Origin of the sequence: Caulobacter sp. SSI4214, assembly GCF_012184455.1 — a bacterium.
Taxonomy (GTDB): domain Bacteria; phylum Pseudomonadota; class Alphaproteobacteria; order Caulobacterales; family Caulobacteraceae; genus Caulobacter; species Caulobacter vibrioides_E.
Genome location: NZ_SZWJ01000011.1, coordinates 33,182 through 49,652 on the forward strand (window position 1 = coordinate 33,182; position 16,471 = coordinate 49,652).

Below are 16,471 nucleotides of genomic sequence, written 5' to 3' on the forward strand. Positions count from 1 at the left end.
GGGTCTTCGGTCCTCTTTCCTATTCCGCCGCGATCAGCGCGGGCGCGCCGATCTTGGCGCGCAAATAACGGTCGATGGCGTCGGCGGCGTCGCGGCCGTCCTTGATCGCCCAGACGACCAGGGACGCGCCGCGCACGATGTCGCCGGCGGCGAACACGCCGTCGAGATTGGTCATCTGGTCGCGGACATCGGCCTTGACCGTGCCCCAGCGGGTGACTTTCAGGTCCGGCGCCGACCAGGCCTCCGGCAGGTTCTCGGGCTCGAAGCCCAAGGCCTTGACGACCAGCTGGGCCGGGCGATCGAAGTCGCCGCCGGGAATCTCCTCGGGGCTCTGGCGGCCCGAGGCGTCCGGCGCGCCCAGGCGCATCCGGATCGCGCGGACGCCCGAGACCGCCTCTGCCTCGCCCGAAAGAGCGCGCGGCGCGGCCAGCCATTCGAAGGTGACGCCCTCTTCCTCGGCGTTGGCGACCTCGCGCATCGAGCCGGGCATGTTGGCCTTGTCGCGGCGATAGAGGCAGGTGACCGACTTGGCGCCCTGGCGGATGGCCGTGCGCACGCAGTCCATGGCGGTGTCGCCGCCGCCGACCACGACGACGTCCTTGCCCTCGGCGTTCAGTTCGCCCGATTCGAAGGCCGGCACGGCGTCGCCCAGGTTCAGGCGGTTGGAGGCGATCAGATAGTCCAGCGCCGGCACGACGCCCTTGCTGCCGCCGCCCGGCACGGTCAGGTCGCGCGCCGCGTAGACGCCGACCGCGATCAGCACCGCGTCATGCCGGGCCCGCAGGTCTTCCAGCGTCGCGTCCTTGCCGACCTCGAAGCCCAGCTTGAACACGACGCCCCCATCGGCCAGGCGCCGGGTGCGGCGCTCGACGACGTCCTTCTCCAGCTTGAAGCCGGGAATGCCGTAGATCAGCAGGCCGCCGGCGCGGTCGTGGCGGTCATAGACGGTGACGTCATAGCCGGCCTCGCGCAGCTTCTCGGCGGCGGCCAAGCCGGCGGGTCCCGCGCCGACGATGCCGACCGACTGGCCGCGCGCCGCGCCGGCGACCAGCGGCTTCACCCAGCCGTTCTCCCAGGCCTTGTCGGTGAGGTAGCGTTCGACCGAACCGATCGTCACCGTGCCGTGACCAGACTGCTCTATGACGCAGTTGCCCTCGCAAAGGCGGTCCTGGGGGCAGATCCTGCCGCAGACCTCCGGCATCGAATTGGTCGCCTGAGACAGGGCGTAGGCTTCTTCCAGGCGGCCCTCGGCCGTCATCCGCAGCCAGTCGGGGATGTTGTTGTGCAGCGGGCAGTGGGTCTGGCAGAACGGCACGCCGCACTGCGAGCAGCGCGAAGCCTGCTCGGTCGCCTTGGCGTCGATGAAGTCGGCGTAGATCTCGTGGAAGTCGCCCGCGCGCTGGTCCGCCGCGCGCTTCTCGGGCGTCTTGCGGGCCACCGTCGTGAATTTCAGCATCCGCTCGGCCATGCGACGTTCCTCGGCGCTCCCAAAGGAGAAAAATTGCTCAGGCAGGGCTCATACGGACTCTTCGGGGCAAGAAGAATGCGTTGGTCAAATTTATAGACTTATATATAGCGTCGCCCGGCCTGTTCATTGAGAGCGAGTCGCAAGACAAGGTCAAAATGGTCAACTTTGTGGATTTACGACCTGTTTACCGTGTCAGGCGCACGCCAGCACGGGGTATGGAGCCGAGAAAATGCCGGATTGGTTGAACGCCATCATTCTGGGTCTGGTCGAAGGGCTGACGGAGTTCATTCCCGTCTCCTCCACCGGCCACCTGCTGCTGACCAAGGAACTGATGGGCCTGAAGGATCCGTCCTGGGACACCTTCATCGTGCTGATCCAGCTGGGCGCGATCCTGGCGGTCGTGGCGCTGTATTTTCACCGCCTCTGGAACGTGCTGATCGGCTTGCCCACCCGGCCCGAAGCGCGCCGCTTCGCGCTCAGCGTGCTCATCGCGGTGATTCCGGCCTTCATCGCGGGGCTTTTGCTGCACGACATCATCAAGTCGTTCCTGTTCGAAAGCCCGCTGATCATCTGCTGGTCGCTGCTGGTCGGGGGGATCATCCTGCTGGTCGTCGACAAGACGGCCCCGCCGGCCGTCGATCACGACGCCATGGCCCTGCCGTTGCACAAGGTGCTGATCGTCGGCCTGTTCCAATGCCTGTCGCTGGTGCCCGGCGTCTCGCGTTCGGGCTCGACCATCGTCGGCTCGATGCTGTTCGGCATCGAGCGCCGCGCCGCCGCCGAGTTCAGCTTCTTCATGGCCATCCCGATCATGGTCGGGGCCTTCGCCCTGGATGTCTACAAGAACCGCCACGCCTTCGACGCGGGCCATATCAGCCTGGTGGCGATCGGCTTCGTCGTCTCGTTCCTGTCGGGTCTGGTGGTCGTCAAGTACATGCTGGACTTCGTCAGCAAGCGCGGCTTCGGTCCGTTCGCCTGGTGGCGGATCGCTGTCGGCGTCGCCGGCCTGGCCCTGATGTACACCCACCACTGGCCGGTTTAGAGCAGCGGATACTCCCTTTCCAGCCGGTAGACGGAGCCCGCGCTCGTCTGCCAGCTGGAATAGAGACCGAACCGGTCGACATGGAAGGTGGGCGACCGCAGCAGGTTATGGGTCTGGATCCAGGCCCCCACCTCGGGGACGGCCGGCTTCTTCAGATAGGCCAAGGTCACGTGGGGCGTGTAGACCCGAGTTTCTGGCTTGAGACCCGCCGCGCGCGCCGCGCTCTCGTGGGCCTTCTGTAGCCGGCGCAGCGGCGCGCTGTCCTCCACCCCCGCCCAGACGGCGTGAATGTCGGCGCCCTCGCCGAAATGCCCGACCCTCGCCAATTCCAGATCGAAGGCCGGGGCCGAAATCTGCGCCAACGCCTCGTCCAAGTCGTCGGCCGCGGGCTCCTGAACATCACCGACGAACCGCAGGGTGATGTGGAACGCCTCCAACGGCCGCCAGCGCGCGCCCTCGATCCCGTGCTGACGCGGCAGCAGGCCCTGGCCGATCTCCGGCGGAATGGCGATGGCGGTGAAAAGGCGGATCATGCCGACTTGAACGCCTACGGGCAGGGATTGGGGTGGCGGGCGTGGATCGCGTTGACGGCCGTCTCCAGCTCGTCGGTCCAGTTGAGGTCGAAGGCGTCGATGTCGGTCTTCAACTGAGCCATCGAGGTGGCGCCGATGATCGTGGCCGTCACGAACGGGCGCGCGTCGCAGAACTTCAGGGCCAGCTGGGCCGGGTCGAGGCCGTTCGCCTTGGCCAGATCGACATAGGCGCGGAAGGCTTCCAGCGCGCCGGGCCCCTCGTAGCGCTGCATCCGGTTGTAAAGCGCCTTGCGCGAGCCCTCGGGGGCGGCGCCGTCCAGGTACTTTCCGGTCAGCTGCCCCTGGGCCAGCGGCGAATAGGCCAGCAGACCCACCTGCTCGCGCATGGCGATCTCGGCCAGCCCGTATTCGAAGGTGCGATTGGCCAGGTGATAGGCGTTCTGGATCGAGGCGATCCGCGGCAGACCCCGGGTTTCGCTCTCGGACAGGAAGCGCATCACGCCCCACGGGAACTCGTTCGAAACGCCGACATGGCGGATGGAGCCCTTCTTCACGTGGGCGTCCAGCGCCTCGAGGATATCGCCGAAGCGCTCGTAATCCTGCTCGTAGTCCTTGAAGACTTGGCCGCCGAACACCCGCACCGGCCGGTCGGGCCAGTGCAGTTGATAGAGGTCCAGATAGTCGGTCTTCAGTCGCTTCAGCGAACCCTCGACGGCCTCGTCGATCTGGGCGCGGGTCTGGCGGGTCGTCGCCCCATCCTTGCGCATCCAGGTCAGGCCGCCGAAAGCCGAGCCGCGCCCGGCGACCTTGGAGGCCAACACGATCTCATGCCGCTTGCCGGTCTTTTCCAGCCACGTGCCGATATAGGACTCCGTCCGTCCCTGGGTCTCCGGATTGGGCGGGCTGGAATACATTTCCGCCGTGTCCCAGAACGTCACCCCGCGCGACAGCGCGTAGTCCATCTGCTCGTGGGCCTCGGCCTCGCTGTTCTGCGATCCCCAGGTCATGGTCCCCAGGCAGCAACGCGACACGGACACGTCCGTGCGACCCAGCTTGGCGTATTCCATCGACGTCCCCTCGTGCTCTTTGGCAAGCTTTGTAAGGGCGGCGGATGGCTCCCCGCAAGCCGGGGCGAACAGGCGTTCGTTTTGACGAATGCATACCATGAACACTTTTTCGCCAGGGATTGCGCGCACGCTCGCGACAACCGATATTCAGGACGCGTCCATGGTGGACGCCTAGCTCAAGGGCTTATTCGATGAACGACTTCAACCGCGGCTATGCGCGCTCGATCCCGGCGGATCGCGCCGACATGTCGGTTGACGCCGGCCTGCGCAAATTCATGCTCGGCGTCTACAACAAGGTGGCGCTGGGTCTCGTCCTGTCCGGGGCCTTGGCCTACGTGACCTCGTCGGTCCCGGCCGTGCGCGACCTGATGTTTATCACTCAGGGCGGCGTTCTGGTCGGCCTGACCCCGCTGTACATGGTCGTGGCCTTCGCCCCCATCGTGCTGCTGCTGATCGCCGGTTTCGCGCTGCGGAACCCGACGCCTCAGACGGCGGGCGCGCTCTATTGGACGATCGTCACCCTGATCGGCGCTTCGCTGGGCACGGTCTTCCTGCGCTACACGGGCGAGTCGGTCGCTTCGACCTTCTTCGTGACGGCGGCGGCGTTCGGCGGCCTCAGCCTGGTGGGCTACACGACCAAGAAGGACCTGACCGGCTTCGGCAGCTTCCTGATCATGGGCGTGTGGGGCCTGCTGATCGCTTCGATCGTCAACATGTTCCTGCACAGCGGGACGCTGATGTTCATGGTCAACATCCTGGGCGTGCTGATCTTCGCGGGCCTGATCGCCTACGACACCCAGCGCCTGAAGATGACTTACTACGCCATCGGCGGCGACACCGTCGCCCAGGGCGTGGCCACCAACTTCGGCGCGCTGCAGCTGTACATCAACTTCATCAACCTCTTCCAATTCCTGCTCAGCATCATGGGCAATCGCCGCTAGAGCCCGTTCCGATCTGATTGATCCCATCAGATCGGATAAAAAGGTCTCTAAATCAAAAGTTTAGAGCCGGTCGAGGTTCCCGACGATGGAGCTCCGGTGGGAAACCACCGGGGCTTTTTCTTCGCCGACGTCTCGACGCGGCGGAGGCGCGAGCCCAGATTGGAGCCCTGGGGACTGACGAGGACATGATGCTGATCGAGACCCTGGCCCTGCTCGCCGCCGCCGCGCCCGCCGTCGAGGCGCCGCCCGCCCTTCCGATGCTGTCCCTGCGCCCTGAGCTATCGAAGCCGATCTCACCGGTTCCGCTGCGCTACGCCCAAGCCCCCGCGCCCCTGCCGCGCGGCGTGGCCCGCACGGCCATCGAACGGAGCGCCGGCGGCGTCTCGGGCGGCGTCGGCGTTCTTTGCGGCATTCAGCCCAGCGCCGACGACAGCGGTCTGGGCAAGGCGCGGGGCTATAACACCGAGGGCCGTTTCGTCGGGGCCAAGCTGGGGTTCTCGTTCTAGAGCGCGTCAAGTTCAGCTTGAGCGTTTAGTCGACGACCGAGAACTTGCCCTTCTCGAACACCCTCAGCACCTGAGTCAGCTCGTGGCCGCGCTTTAGGATCTGGCCGCCCTGGCCGATCACCGCCCAGGCGCCCTGCTTTCGCGCCAAGGCCGGACGCTTCTCGACACGATAGAGCGGCGCCTCCGCCGCGTGCCGGAAGATGGAAAACACAGCGCTGTCCGAAAGTCCGGCGATGCCGTAGTCGCGCCATTCCCCGGCCGCGACCATTCGGCCGTAGAGCCGCATCAGCTGGTCCAGCTCGCGACGCTCGAAAAAGACGACGCCCCCGACCGGAGGCGTGGGCTGGGTGTCCAGGGCCATGCGTCGAATCTAGTCCCAAATCGGACGATTGGAACAGCGCGCACCGAGATTGGGGCCAGGATGCGCCGATCCGTGTCCCCGCGGTCACGGGGACCAGAAATGACACGCGCCGGCAATGGTCGCCCCGAAACGACCTTATTTCGGTCCTTCGCCCGCCTGTTTAGGGGTCGATAACACCAATGTCGGCTGATCGGACACCCTGTGGTCCAGGATCCTGAACAGCCCCCCCAGCCCCCCAGATCGCGGGCCGGTCAGCCGACAAACTCCATATCCCCTCCCCTAAGAGGCCCGCGCGGATTTCCCCCCACCGCGCGGGCTTTTTCGTTGGCGCGAAGAATGGGAAGCAACGGCCAAGCCGCCGTATCTTGGCCACGACCCGCCCCGAAACGACCTCGGTTTGGTCGATCCCTCGCCCGGTTGAGGGTCGATAACAACAGTGTCGACGAAGACGGACCGGGCTCCTGTCCAGCCCCCCCAGCCCGCCCGGTCACGGACGTCATCGTCGACATGCGAAAGGAACCCGCACGGCCTCCCCCCTCCCGCCGTGCGGGTTTTTGCATGTCTGGAGCATCGCGCGGCTCGCTCTGGCGAGGCGCTGGCTTGAAAGCCTAATGCTCGACGGGCGGCGCCAGGACGCCCAGGATCCGGCCGCCCTTGGCGCCCTGCAACAGGATGACGGTCGAGAGGTCGGCGTCCGAAGCCGCCGGCAGCCGATAGAGCTTGGGCTTGCCCGCCCAGGGCCCCAGCCTGACCAGTTCACGCACCACGTTGCGGTGGACCAGGGTCTGACCCTTATTGTCGCCGCGCTTGACGGCGATGTCCTGCTCGCGCGGATCGTATCGCACCAGCCAGACCTCGGCCCCGCCGCGCGGAACCGCGCCCGCGCCCACCGCGACGCGGTTGACGCCCAGCCGCTGCATGTCCGGCGCCTTGAGCGGCGTCTTGGCGGTGGACTTGATCAGATCCTCGACGGCCTCGGCCTTAGTCCCCGAAGCCTGGACGCGGCCGCCCACCACCATTTGGGGAGTCGGCACGTCGCGCAGGGCGAACTTCTTGGCGTAGGCGCGTTGGCGTTCGGCGAAGATCGGCTTGGCGAAGGTGTCCTTCCAGCCGAGATAGTCCCAGTAGTCCACCGAATAGGTCAGGGCCAGCACGCCGTCGCGCTGGGCCAAATCCGCCGCCAGCTGATTGGCCTTGCCGCAGGACGAGCAGCCCTGGGCCGTGAACAGCTCGACCACCACAGGCGCCCTGGCGTGGGCCGGAACGACCTTCGCGGCCGCGCCCTTGGACGCCGTTCCCTTCGCGGGTTGGGCCCAGGCGGCGGGAACCGTGACGCCGGACAGGGCCAGGCAAAGCAGGGAGAGGACGGCCTTACGCATTGCGGGTCACTTAAGCCAAGAACGCTCCAGATAGCCGTTCACGAGGCCGTGAAGGGCGATGGTCCGCGGGAGAAAACGGCGCGACATCGTTGTCAGCCGCTTTCGGAATGAAAACGGCCGGCTCCGCGAAGAAGCCGGCCGCCTTTGTTTGGCGTCTGACGCCCGCGCTTAGTCGGCCTTGGCCAAGTTGCGCAGCACGTAGTTCAGGACGCCGCCGTTCTTGAAGTATTCCAGCTCGGTCGGCGTATCGATGCGGCAACGCACCGGGAAGCGGGCGATGCGGCCGTCCGTCGGGCGATAGAGCTCGACGATCAGCTGCTTGCGCGGCGCCAGGTCGGTGAGGCCGCGGATCGAGACGATCTCCTCGCCGGTCAGCTCCAGCTTCTGCCAGCCGTCCTGCACGAATTGCAGCGGCAGCACGCCCATGCCGACCAAGTTCGAACGGTGGATGCGCTCGAAGCTTTCGCAGATCACCGCGCGGACGCCCAAGAGCTTGGTGCCCTTGGCGGCCCAGTCACGCGAGCTGCCGGTGCCGTATTCCTTGCCGCCGAAGACGACCGCCGGACGGCCTTCTTCCTGGTACTTCATCGCCGCGTCGTAGATCGGCATCACTTCGCCGGTCGGGAAGTGCTTGGTCACGCCGCCTTCGATGTCCGGCGTGATCTTGTTGCGAATCCGGATGTTGGCGAACGTGCCGCGCATCATCACCTGGTGGTTGCCGCGACGAGCGCCGTAGCCGTTGAAGTCCACCGGCTGGACGCCGTGGTCGATCAGGAACTTGCCGGCCGGGCTGGAGGTCTTGATCGAGCCGGCCGGGCTGATGTGGTCGGTGGTGATCGAGTCGCCGAACACGGCCAGGATCCGAGCCTCCACGATGTCGGTCACCGGGGCCGGCGTCATCGACATGTTCGGGAAGTAAGGCGGGTTCTGAACGTAGGTGGAATCGGCTTCCCAGGCGTAGGTCTGGCCGCCGGTCACCTTGATGCCCTGCCAGTTCTTGTCGCCCTTGAAGACATCGCCGTAGCGGCTGGCGAACATCTTCTCGTTGATCGCCTTGCGCTGCAGGGCGGCGATGTCCTCGTTCGAGGGCCAGATGTCCTTCAGGTAGACGTCGTTGCCCTTCTTGTCCTGGCCGATCGGCTGGGTGGCCAGGTCGATCTTCAGGCTGCCGGCCAGGGCGTAGGCCACCACCAGCGGCGGCGAGGCCAGATAGTTGGCGCGGACGTCCGGGTTCACGCGGCCTTCGAAGTTGCGGTTGCCCGACAGCACCGAGCAGGCGACCAGATCGTTGTCGTTGATCGTCTTGCTGATGGCTTCCGGCAGCGGGCCGGAGTTGCCGATGCAGGTGGTGCAGCCGTAGCCGACCAGATTGAAGCCCAGGGCGTCGAGGTGCTTGGTCAGACCGGCCTTGGCCAGGTAGTCGGTAACCACCTGCGAGCCGGGGGCCAGCGAGGTCTTCACCCACGGCTTGGTCTTCAGGCCCTTGGCGACCGCGTTCTTGGCCAGCAGGCCGGCGGCGATCAAGACCGACGGGTTCGAGGTGTTGGTGCACGAGGTGATGGCCGCGATGACCACGTCGCCGTGACCGACGTCGAAGTTTTCACCCTCGACGGGGGCGCGCAGCTCGGGGTGCTCGGCCTTGCCGAATTCACCCGTCAGCGATTCGGCGAACTTGGCGGCGGCTTCGGCCAGCAGAACGCGGTCCTGAGGACGCTTGGGACCGGCCAGCGACGGCTGAACGGTCGACAGGTCGAGCTCCAGGGTGTCCGTGAAGGTCGGCTCGGCGACGCCGGGCTCCCACCACAGGCCCTGTTCCTTGGCGTAGGCCTCGACCAGCGCGACGCGCTCGGCCGTGCGGCCGGTGCCCTTCAGGAAGGCCACGGTGGCGGCCGAGATCGGGAAGAAGCCGCAGGTGGCGCCGTATTCCGGCGCCATGTTGGCGATGGTCGCCTGGTCTTCCAGGGTCAGGTTGGCCAGGGCGTCGCCGTAGAATTCGACGAACTTGCCGACCACGCCCTTCTTGCGCAGCATCTGGGTGACGGTCAGCACCAGGTCGGTGGCCGTCGCGCCTTCCGGCAGGGCGCCGGTCAGCTTGAAGCCGATGACCTCCGGGATCAGCATCGGGATCGGCTGGCCCAGCATCGCGGCCTCGGCCTCGATGCCGCCCACGCCCCAGCCCAGGACCGACAGGCCATTGACCATGGTGGTGTGGCTGTCGGTGCCGACGACGGTGTCGGGATAGGCGACTTCGGCGCCGTCGACCTCGTTGGTCCAGACCGTCTGAGCGAGATACTCCAGGTTCACCTGGTGGCAGATGCCGGTGCCGGGCGGCACGACGCGGAAGTTGTTGAACGCCGACGAACCCCAGCGCAGGAAGCGATAGCGCTCGATGTTGCGCTCGTACTCGCGCTTGACGTTGTCGTCATAGGCCTTGGGATTACCGAAGTTGTCGACCATCACCGAGTGGTCGATGACGAGGTCGACCGGGTTCAGCGGGTTGATCTTGGCCGGGTTGGCGCCCAGGGCGACCATGGCGTCGCGCATGGCGGCCAGGTCGACGACGGCGGGAACGCCGGTGAAATCCTGCATCAGCACCCGCGCCGGGCGGAAGCTGATTTCGTGCTCGACGCTGCCCTTGTTCTGCAGCCAGGCCGCCACGGCCTTGAGGTCGTCCTCGTTAACCGAGACGCCGTCCTCGTTGCGCAGCAGGTTCTCCAGAAGCACCTTCATCGAGACCGGCAACGACGAAGTTCCGGCCAGACCGGCTTCCTCGGCGGCGCGAAGGCTGTAATAGACGTACGACTTGCCGCCGACCGAAAGCTCGCGGCGGGCTTTGAGGCTGTCCACAGACGCCATTATGGGGATTCCTTCTCTGTCCACGGTCGCCCGAAAACCACTCCCGGGATCACGCGCTGATCGAAGGGGACACACAGGTTCCGCCTCCGCGCCGCGTACCACCCAAAACGACTGGAGGGGGACGACCGCGCGCTTCTTAGCGCCGCTGGAAAGCAACGTCCATGTCGCGCGCGGGGTCTTGGCGTGTTGAGAGCTGTTCTCATTCAGGAACTGGCCATTTCGCGCGGCGAGCGGCGGCTGTTCTCGGGCCTGAATCTGACCTTGCGGGCGGGCGAGGCGGCGGTCCTGGTCGGACGCAACGGCGCCGGCAAGACCAGCCTGCTGCGCGCGGTCGCCGGCCTGCTGCGCCCGGCCGAGGGCTCGATCGCCTTCGAGACCGCCGAGGGGCCGATCGAGGCCGACACGGCGCGCGCCGAGCAGTTGCACATGCTGGGCCACCAGGACGGTCTGAAGTCCAGCCGCACGGCCTGGGAGGAACTGCGCTTCCAGACCCTATGGACCGGCGGGACCGAGGAGTCCGCCCGCGCGGCCGCCCAGCGCTTCGATCTGCCGCGCCTGCTGGACCTGGAGGTCCGCCGGCTGTCGGCCGGGCAGCGGCGGCGCCTCGCCCTGGCGCGACTGGCCGCCAGCCCCCGATCGCTGTGGTTGCTGGACGAGCCCATGGCCCCGCTGGACGCAGCTCAGCGCAAGGCGTTCGGCGCGGTGATGGCCGAGCATCTGGCCGCTGGCGGGATGATCCTGGCCTCGGTGCACGATCCCTTGCCGATCCCCGCAAGTTCCGTGGAGATCGGCCAATGAAGGCGTTCGGCGTTCTTCTCCGGCGCGAACTGGCCCTGGCCTGGGGCCGGGGCGGCGGCCCGCTGCTGGCCCTGACTTTCTACGCCTGCGTCGTCGTGCTGCTGCCGATGGCGTCCGGCCGCGCGCCCGAGCGCCTGGCCGCCATCGCGCCGGGCATCGCCTGGCTGGCCCTGGCCTTGGCCGCTCTTCTGTCGCTCGAGCGCCTGTTCGAGCGCGATTACGAGGACGGAACCTTGGACCTGCTGGCCCTGGGTCCAGCGCCGCTCGAGGCCGTCGCGGTGGCCAAGTGCCTGGCGCAATGGCTGGCGAGCGGCGCGCCCTTGGCCCTGGCGGCGCCCATCGCGGCCATGATGCTGGGCGCCGAGCCGAAGGTCATGCCGCTGCTGGTGCTATGCGCCCTGGCCGGCGGTCTCGCCTTCGCCTTCCTCGGCGGGCTGGGCGCGGCTCTGGCCCTGGGCAGCAAACGCGGCGGCCTGCTGGTGGCGGTGATCGTCCTGCCGTTGTTCGCCCCGCCAGTGATCTTCGGCGCCGGGGCGCTGGACGGCTACGGCGCCGGCCTGCCGTGGACCGGCGGCCTGCTGCTGCTGCTGGCCTATTGCGTCGGCGCGGTGGCGTTGTCGCCGCTGGCCATGGCGGCGGCCTGTCGCAACGCGTTGGATTAGGGTCCGGCGAGCTCTACGGCGTCGGGGCGACGGTCGCCTGGAGCTCGCCCGGCGCGGCGTGCTTCTCGCCCAGCACGACCGCCAGGCTGCCGCCGATGATCAGACAGCCGCCGGCCAGCAAGAACGGCGTCAGACGATCGCCGAACAGCAGCACGCCGCAGGCCGCGCCGATCAACGGCTCGATGTTGATGAACACTCCGGCGCTGGCCGCGCCGACCCGCGCCGCGCCGAACTGCCAGGCCGCCGTGGCCAGCAAGGTGGCCAGCACGCCCTGGGCCAGGATTCCGGCCCAGACCGGCGCGCTGAGGTTCAACTTCGGCGGGCCGTGCATCAGGAAGGCGATCGGCAGGACGGCGGCGGCGGCCACGATGATCGACACCGCCGGAATGGCCATGGCGTTCGGCGCCTTGGGCGCCTTTCGCAGAACCAACAGCCAAGCCAGGAACAGGAAGAGGGCGCCGATCGACAGGGCCACGCCCAGCGGGCTGCTGGCGCCGTCCGGCTTGCCGGCGATCAGGGCGGCGCCCAAGGTGGCCGCGGCAACCCCGGCCCAGGAAGCCGGCGTGACCTTCTCGCCCAACACCTTGGCGCTGACGGCGATCAAGGCCGGCATCGCCCCGACCAGCAGGGCAGCGACCGTGACGCTGACATGGGCCAGCCCCTCGAACTGGACCATGAAGGCGACGCCGTAGAGCACCCCGGACAGCAGCACGACCGGAGACTTGAACAGGGCGCGGACCTCTGGCGAGCGCAGGGCGAACGGCGCGGCGGCGAGCGCGGCGACGATGAACCGCAACAGCACCATGTGGGCCGCGTCGGTCTCGGTCAGGATCAGCTTGCCGGTGGGAAAGCCCAGCCCCCAGCAGACGCCCGCCACGGCCAGGGCGAGAAAGGCGATCGATTTCATTCAGGCCCCGCGCCGTTGAATCATTCGGCCGGGTCACCCCGCGGCGGACCGCGCGGCGTTTGGACCTTGGTCTGTCCCGGAACTGGAAGCTGACATAACGCCCGGCGCAGACGACGCAACCCCGCGCCTGTCTCGCCGCCAGAGCAAACCTGTAACATTGTTCATGAACGCGGACATTTTCGCGCCATATCGGCGTGGCCAAGCTCTTCCCCGCACCAACACGGAGCTCACGACCATGCGTAAAACGCTTTCCCGTCTGGCGCTCGCGGGCGCCGCCGTCACTGTCCTGGCCGGCGGCGTCGCCCTGGCCCAGGTTCCCGCCCCTCCGGCGCCGCCCGTCCCGCCGCCGCCCCTGCCCCCGATGGAGGCCATGATGGCCGGGGGCCCCGGCATGGGCCTCATGCACCATCACGCCCCCGATCCCGAAAAGCGCGCTCAGCGCCTGCGCGATGTTCTGCAGCTGCGCGCCGACCAGGACGGCGCGCTCAAGGCCTATGTCGACGCGACCACGCCGAAGTTCGAGCACGTCCGCAAGGAGGACGGCCCCGATGCCGGCGGCAAGATCGAGCCAGCCGATCGCAAGCCGCCGACCACGCTGGATCGCCTGGACCGCATGAGCAAGATGGCCGAGGCCATGGAGAAGCGCATCGCCGCCACGCGCGCCTTCTACAACGCCCTCTCGCCGAGCCAGCAAAAGGCTTTCGACGCGCTCGATCTGGAAGGCGGGATGGGCGACCACGTCATCATCCGTCGTTTCGAGACCCGCGGCGCGCCCTTGTTCCACGGCGGCGACAAGGCCCCTCCGCAACGCAAGGTCGGCTGACCTCGACCGAGCGGGATGGAGCGGCGCGCCTGCACGCGCCGCTCCTTCTTCGCCTCCGTAGCCATACGGCCATTGCCGCCGCCGTTTCACCGCTCTAATCAGCGGTCATGGACGCGCGTCACACGTTCGATTTCCTGATCAATCCCGAGCGGTTCATGGCCTTCTCGCGATGGGCCGCGCCGCTGCTGGGCGCCTTGGCCAGCATCGCCGGCGTCGTGGGCCTGGCCCTGACCTTCCTCGTGCCCGAGGATTACCAGCAGGGCGACACCGTGCGGATGATGTTCATCCACATTCCGGCCGCCTCCATCTCGCTGTTCATCTATCTTTGCCTGGGCGTGGCCAGCTTCCTCGCCCTGGTCTTCCGCCAGGCCCTGGCCGATCTCGCCGCCCAGGCCTGCGCCCCCATCGGCGCGGTCTATACCGCCCTGGCTCTTATCACCGGCTCGCTGTGGGGCAAGCCGATGTGGGGAACCTGGTGGGTGTGGGACGCGCGCCTGACCTCGGTGCTGGTGCTGCTGCTGTTCTATCTTGGCTACATGGCCCTGCGCGGCGCGCTCGAGGACGAGCAGAAGGCCGGACGCGCCTCCGCCATCCTGGCCCTGGTTGGTCTGATCAACCTGCCGATCGTCAAGTTCTCGGTCGAGTGGTGGAACACCCTGCACCAGGGCTCCTCGACCTTCATGGCCAAGCAGGGCAATGGCCTGCCGGCGGTCTATGCCTGGCCAGCGCTCTTGATGGGCCTCGCCTATCTGGGCGCGTTCGGCGCGCTTTGGCTGGTGCGCATCCGGGCTCTCGTCTGGCGGCGCAAGGCTCGGGGTCTGGCCCTGAAACTGGCGGAGCGCCCGCGATGAGCTTCGATTTCGACGCCGGCAAGTACGCGATCTATCTCTGGCCGGCCTTCGCCATCTCGGCTGTCGGCTTCGCCTGGCTGATCCTCGACAGCCTGGCCTTCTCCCGGCGTTGGCGGAAGGAAGCCGAGCGCCGCCAGGCCGAACTGGACGCGCAAGTCCCATGAAGCGCTGGCTGGCCTTCGCTCCGCTGCTGATCCTGATCGCCCTCGCGATCCTGTTCGCCGGCTATGCGCTGCGGCGCGATCCGCATGTCCAGCCGCACGCCCTGGTCGGCAAGCCGATGCCGGCCCTGTCGCTGCCCGAGTTGGCGACCGGGACGGCGACCCCGATCCGCGCGCCCTCGGACGGGCCGATCCTGGTCAATTTCTTCGCCTCCTGGTGCGCCCCGTGCGAGGTCGAGCATCCTCAGCTGATGGCGCTGAAGGCCCAGGGCGTGAAGATCGTCGGCATCGCCTACAAGGACGCCCCGGCCAACACCCAGGCCTTCATCGGCCGCCTGGGCGACCCCTTCGCGGCGCGCCTCGTCGACCGCGACGGCCGCGCGGGGCTGGAGTTCGGCGTCACCGGCGTTCCCGAGACCTATCTGGTCGGCTCGGACGGCGTGATCATAGCCAAGCATACAGGCCCGCTGACGCCCGACGCGGCCGAGGACCTGCTGAGGAAGGCGCGCTGACGCCACCTTGAGCCAGTCCGCTTCAAATGGAATCATTCGAAGCGGATAAACAGGCTCTAAATTCAAGTATTTAGAACGCGCTTGAGCGGCTTAGCCGCTCACACCTAAACCTAACGCGCTCTAGCGAACGCAGGTGTGGGGCGACACAGCTTCGCGCTTCATGCCGGGGATCATGGCCAAGGCCTCGTCCTTCGAAGCGGCGTGCGGGGACCCTCGCCCCACCACAACCTGATAGTCGCATGGGCCATACTGATGCGACACGCCGTTAAGCGTCCGGCTCTCGACCACCATCCGATCCGCCGAGGACCACACCGACGTCACGTCCGTCAGCAGCGTCTGGCGGTCCGGCGACCGCAGCCAAGTCTCGCCCTTGTCCGCCACCAGCATCTGGTAGCCGTTGGGCAGGCTCCGCTTGGCCGGGAACATCGAGGCCACGATCGAGGCGATGAACAGGCCGACGATAACCAGCACGGCCAGGAAGACGATCTTTTGCCTGCTCACGGGAACTCCAAACAAAGGGTGCGCTCACCGGTCGCGGAGCTATCGCGTTAACGCGGCGTTGACCATACTCGCCGACCCTTCGTTAACCATGTTAGACGTCAAGTCATGAGCAACGTCCGTCCCGCCGGTTGGCCGTCCGTCCCGTCCAAGCCCGCGACCGCGCCCGCCAGCGGCGCCGGCGCTCAGACGCGCGCGGCCTTCTTTCAGGCGGCGCTGGGCGACGCGACCTCGGCCCGGCCGGCCGCCGCGCCCTCGACGGTGCAGATGCAGACCATGGCCCAGCCCCAGCAGCGACAGGCGCCGCCGAAGCCCTTCGTCCAGCCGGACGCGCAGCCGCAGAAGATCCTGCGGCCGGGATCCTTGCTGAATATCCTGGTTTAAGCCCTTCCCGCCCCCGCGAGCGGAAGACGACTAGAGCGTGACGCCGAAAGTGGGAACCGGTTTCGGCGCGCGTCATGCTCTAAGTATTTGATTTAGAGCCTCGTTATCGTGTCAAAACGATACCGTTTTGACGCGCGAGGCTCTAGGCGGCCTTCTTGGCGGCCTTGTCCTTCTTGGGCTTCTTGTCCTTCTTCGGCTTCTCGGCCTTCGGCGCCTTCAGCTTCTTGGGCTTGGGCTCCGGCTCGACCGGGTGCAGGTCGGAGCCGGCCATGTCGGACAGAAGGTCGAGGAAGCCCTCGCGCTTGCCCGGCTTCAGCAGGGCCAGGATGCGGGCGTCAGCCATCGCCACCATCGGACGGATGGCTTCGAGCGCTTCACGACCGGCCTCGGTCAGGCGCACGCTGTTGGCGCGAGCGTCCTCGCTGGAGCGCTGACGCTCCAGATGGCCCTTGGTGATCATCCGGGCGACCATGTCGGCCAGGGTCGAGCGGTCGATGCCGGTGGCGCGAACCAGGGCCGTCTGTGTGACCCCTTCGTTCTCGGCCACCGCGGCCAGCACGGCGAACTGGCGCTGGGTGACCCCCGCCTCACCGCACTCTTCGGCGTAGATGTCGAGCGCGAGCTGCAGGACCCGGTGCAGCAGGTGGCTGGGCGAGCGCTCCAGCGCGCCCCCGGTCGCCTTTTCACCCTTGGTCTTGGCCATGCCTCGCGCCCCCTGTTCG

At 67.3% G+C, this 16,471-nt stretch carries 19 protein-coding genes; 10 read left to right on the plus strand and 9 right to left on the minus strand.

What is annotated here, in order from left to right:
* Positions 1-19 precede the first annotated feature (19 nt).
* Positions 20-1,468, minus strand: coding sequence for an NAD(P)-dependent oxidoreductase (locus tag FCU40_RS05245; RefSeq protein WP_168073383.1), 1,449 nt, complete (start codon positions 1,466-1,468; stop codon positions 20-22).
* A gap of 229 nt (positions 1,469-1,697) precedes the next feature.
* Between FCU40_RS05245 and FCU40_RS05250 the strand changes: the two genes are divergently transcribed.
* On the plus strand, positions 1,698-2,510 hold the full coding sequence (locus FCU40_RS05250) for an undecaprenyl-diphosphate phosphatase (RefSeq protein WP_004617292.1): 813 nt from the start codon (positions 1,698-1,700) through the stop codon (positions 2,508-2,510).
* Here the strand turns inward: FCU40_RS05250 and thpR are convergent.
* Positions 2,507-3,043, minus strand: a complete 537-nt coding sequence (thpR, locus tag FCU40_RS05255; protein WP_168073385.1) for an RNA 2',3'-cyclic phosphodiesterase — start codon at positions 3,041-3,043, stop codon at positions 2,507-2,509. The genes FCU40_RS05250 and thpR overlap by 4 nt on opposite strands.
* A 14-nt stretch (positions 3,044-3,057) precedes the next feature.
* On the minus strand, positions 3,058-4,110 hold the full coding sequence (locus FCU40_RS05260) for an aldo/keto reductase (RefSeq protein ID WP_004617296.1): 1,053 nt from the start codon (positions 4,108-4,110) through the stop codon (positions 3,058-3,060).
* Positions 4,111-4,301: 191 nt separating this feature from the next.
* On the opposite strand from FCU40_RS05260, the gene FCU40_RS05265 reads away from it, so the two are divergent.
* A complete protein-coding gene (locus tag FCU40_RS05265; protein WP_004617298.1) occupies positions 4,302-5,051 on the plus strand; it encodes a Bax inhibitor-1/YccA family protein in 750 nt (249 codons plus the stop codon).
* Between the two features lie 188 nt (positions 5,052-5,239).
* Positions 5,240-5,557 carry a hypothetical protein gene (locus FCU40_RS05270; protein ID WP_168073387.1) on the plus strand — a complete coding sequence of 106 codons (318 nt, stop codon included), beginning with the start codon at positions 5,240-5,242 and terminating at the stop codon, positions 5,555-5,557.
* A gap of 25 nt (positions 5,558-5,582) precedes the next feature.
* On the opposite strand, the gene FCU40_RS05275 is transcribed toward FCU40_RS05270, so the two are convergent.
* The 3 genes from FCU40_RS05275 to acnA form a co-directional block, all read right to left on the minus strand.
* The gene (locus FCU40_RS05275; RefSeq protein WP_004617302.1) at positions 5,583-5,918 is read right to left on the minus strand and encodes a DUF2794 domain-containing protein; all 336 of its coding nucleotides are present in this window, start codon (positions 5,916-5,918) and stop codon (positions 5,583-5,585) included.
* Between the two features lie 608 nt (positions 5,919-6,526).
* On the minus strand, positions 6,527-7,297 hold the full coding sequence (locus FCU40_RS05280) for a DUF1223 domain-containing protein (RefSeq protein ID WP_168073389.1): 771 nt from the start codon (positions 7,295-7,297) through the stop codon (positions 6,527-6,529).
* A gap of 168 nt (positions 7,298-7,465) precedes the next feature.
* Positions 7,466-10,153 carry an aconitate hydratase AcnA gene (gene acnA / locus FCU40_RS05285; RefSeq protein ID WP_004617306.1) on the minus strand — a complete coding sequence of 896 codons (2,688 nt, stop codon included), beginning with the start codon at positions 10,151-10,153 and terminating at the stop codon, positions 7,466-7,468.
* Positions 10,154-10,336: 183 nt separating this feature from the next.
* Here acnA and ccmA point away from each other — a divergent pair, with 183 nt between their 5' ends.
* Both ccmA and ccmB read left to right on the plus strand, forming a co-directional pair.
* A complete protein-coding gene (gene ccmA / locus FCU40_RS05290) occupies positions 10,337-10,951 on the plus strand; it encodes a heme ABC exporter ATP-binding protein CcmA (RefSeq protein ID WP_168073391.1) in 615 nt (204 codons plus the stop codon).
* Positions 10,948-11,613, plus strand: a complete 666-nt coding sequence (gene ccmB, locus FCU40_RS05295; RefSeq protein ID WP_168073393.1) for a heme exporter protein CcmB — start codon at positions 10,948-10,950, stop codon at positions 11,611-11,613. Before ccmA ends, ccmB begins: the two co-directional genes overlap by 4 nt.
* A 13-nt stretch (positions 11,614-11,626) precedes the next feature.
* On the opposite strand, the gene FCU40_RS05300 is transcribed toward ccmB, so the two are convergent.
* Positions 11,627-12,520: a DMT family transporter gene (locus FCU40_RS05300; protein ID WP_168073395.1), complete on the minus strand. Its 894-nt coding sequence runs from the start codon at positions 12,518-12,520 to the stop codon at positions 11,627-11,629.
* A gap of 235 nt (positions 12,521-12,755) precedes the next feature.
* Between FCU40_RS05300 and FCU40_RS05305 the strand changes: the two genes are divergently transcribed.
* The 4 genes from FCU40_RS05305 (at position 12,756) to FCU40_RS05320 (ending at position 14,867) form a co-directional block, all read left to right on the plus strand.
* Positions 12,756-13,343 carry a Spy/CpxP family protein refolding chaperone gene (locus tag FCU40_RS05305; protein ID WP_168073397.1) on the plus strand — a complete coding sequence of 196 codons (588 nt, stop codon included), beginning with the start codon at positions 12,756-12,758 and terminating at the stop codon, positions 13,341-13,343.
* A 107-nt stretch (positions 13,344-13,450) separates the two neighbouring features.
* Entirely contained in the window at positions 13,451-14,194 is a 744-nt protein-coding gene (gene ccmC / locus FCU40_RS05310) for a heme ABC transporter permease CcmC (RefSeq protein WP_168073407.1), read from the plus strand.
* Complete coding sequence (gene ccmD / locus FCU40_RS05315; RefSeq protein ID WP_004617317.1) at positions 14,191-14,358, plus strand: heme exporter protein CcmD; 168 nt, start codon at positions 14,191-14,193, stop codon at positions 14,356-14,358. Before ccmC ends, ccmD begins: the two co-directional genes overlap by 4 nt.
* A complete protein-coding gene (locus FCU40_RS05320) occupies positions 14,355-14,867 on the plus strand; it encodes a DsbE family thiol:disulfide interchange protein (RefSeq protein WP_004617320.1) in 513 nt (170 codons plus the stop codon). Before ccmD ends, FCU40_RS05320 begins: the two co-directional genes overlap by 4 nt.
* Positions 14,868-14,987: 120 nt before the next feature.
* Here FCU40_RS05320 and FCU40_RS05325 read toward each other — a convergent pair whose 3' ends face one another.
* Entirely contained in the window at positions 14,988-15,368 is a 381-nt protein-coding gene (locus FCU40_RS05325) for a hypothetical protein (RefSeq protein WP_168073409.1), read from the minus strand.
* Positions 15,369-15,473: 105 nt separating this feature from the next.
* Between FCU40_RS05325 and FCU40_RS05330 the strand changes: the two genes are divergently transcribed.
* Complete coding sequence (locus FCU40_RS05330) at positions 15,474-15,749, plus strand: hypothetical protein (protein WP_168073411.1); 276 nt, start codon at positions 15,474-15,476, stop codon at positions 15,747-15,749.
* 142 nt (positions 15,750-15,891) lie between these two features.
* On the opposite strand, the gene FCU40_RS05335 is transcribed toward FCU40_RS05330, so the two are convergent.
* Positions 15,892-16,452: a MarR family winged helix-turn-helix transcriptional regulator gene (locus tag FCU40_RS05335; RefSeq protein WP_168073412.1), complete on the minus strand. Its 561-nt coding sequence runs from the start codon at positions 16,450-16,452 to the stop codon at positions 15,892-15,894.
* Between the last annotated feature and the right edge of the window lie 19 nt (positions 16,453-16,471).

Excerpts from the sequence above, each read along its gene's own strand:
- FCU40_RS05330 (WP_168073411.1), top strand. The coding sequence starts at position 15,474 with ATGAGCAACGTCCGTCCCGCCGGTTGGCCGTCCGTCCCGTCCAAGCCC.
- FCU40_RS05245 (WP_168073383.1), bottom strand. The coding sequence starts at position 1,468 with ATGGCCGAGCGGATGCTGAAATTCACGACGGTGGCCCGCAAGACGCCC.
- FCU40_RS05280 (WP_168073389.1), bottom strand. The coding sequence starts at position 7,297 with ATGCGTAAGGCCGTCCTCTCCCTGCTTTGCCTGGCCCTGTCCGGCGTC.
- FCU40_RS05320 (WP_004617320.1), top strand. The coding sequence starts at position 14,355 with ATGAAGCGCTGGCTGGCCTTCGCTCCGCTGCTGATCCTGATCGCCCTC.
- ccmC (WP_168073407.1), top strand. The coding sequence starts at position 13,451 with ATGGACGCGCGTCACACGTTCGATTTCCTGATCAATCCCGAGCGGTTC.
- acnA (WP_004617306.1), bottom strand. The coding sequence starts at position 10,153 with ATGGCGTCTGTGGACAGCCTCAAAGCCCGCCGCGAGCTTTCGGTCGGC.
- ccmD (WP_004617317.1), top strand. The coding sequence starts at position 14,191 with ATGAGCTTCGATTTCGACGCCGGCAAGTACGCGATCTATCTCTGGCCG.
- FCU40_RS05250 (WP_004617292.1), top strand. The coding sequence starts at position 1,698 with ATGCCGGATTGGTTGAACGCCATCATTCTGGGTCTGGTCGAAGGGCTG.
- FCU40_RS05275 (WP_004617302.1), bottom strand. The coding sequence starts at position 5,918 with ATGGCCCTGGACACCCAGCCCACGCCTCCGGTCGGGGGCGTCGTCTTT.
- FCU40_RS05305 (WP_168073397.1), top strand. The coding sequence starts at position 12,756 with ATGCGTAAAACGCTTTCCCGTCTGGCGCTCGCGGGCGCCGCCGTCACT.
- ccmB (WP_168073393.1), top strand. The coding sequence starts at position 10,948 with ATGAAGGCGTTCGGCGTTCTTCTCCGGCGCGAACTGGCCCTGGCCTGG.
- FCU40_RS05270 (WP_168073387.1), top strand. The coding sequence starts at position 5,240 with ATGCTGATCGAGACCCTGGCCCTGCTCGCCGCCGCCGCGCCCGCCGTC.
- thpR (WP_168073385.1), bottom strand. The coding sequence starts at position 3,043 with ATGATCCGCCTTTTCACCGCCATCGCCATTCCGCCGGAGATCGGCCAG.
- FCU40_RS05260 (WP_004617296.1), bottom strand. The coding sequence starts at position 4,110 with ATGGAATACGCCAAGCTGGGTCGCACGGACGTGTCCGTGTCGCGTTGC.
- FCU40_RS05265 (WP_004617298.1), top strand. The coding sequence starts at position 4,302 with ATGAACGACTTCAACCGCGGCTATGCGCGCTCGATCCCGGCGGATCGC.
- FCU40_RS05300 (WP_168073395.1), bottom strand. The coding sequence starts at position 12,520 with ATGAAATCGATCGCCTTTCTCGCCCTGGCCGTGGCGGGCGTCTGCTGG.
- FCU40_RS05335 (WP_168073412.1), bottom strand. The coding sequence starts at position 16,452 with ATGGCCAAGACCAAGGGTGAAAAGGCGACCGGGGGCGCGCTGGAGCGC.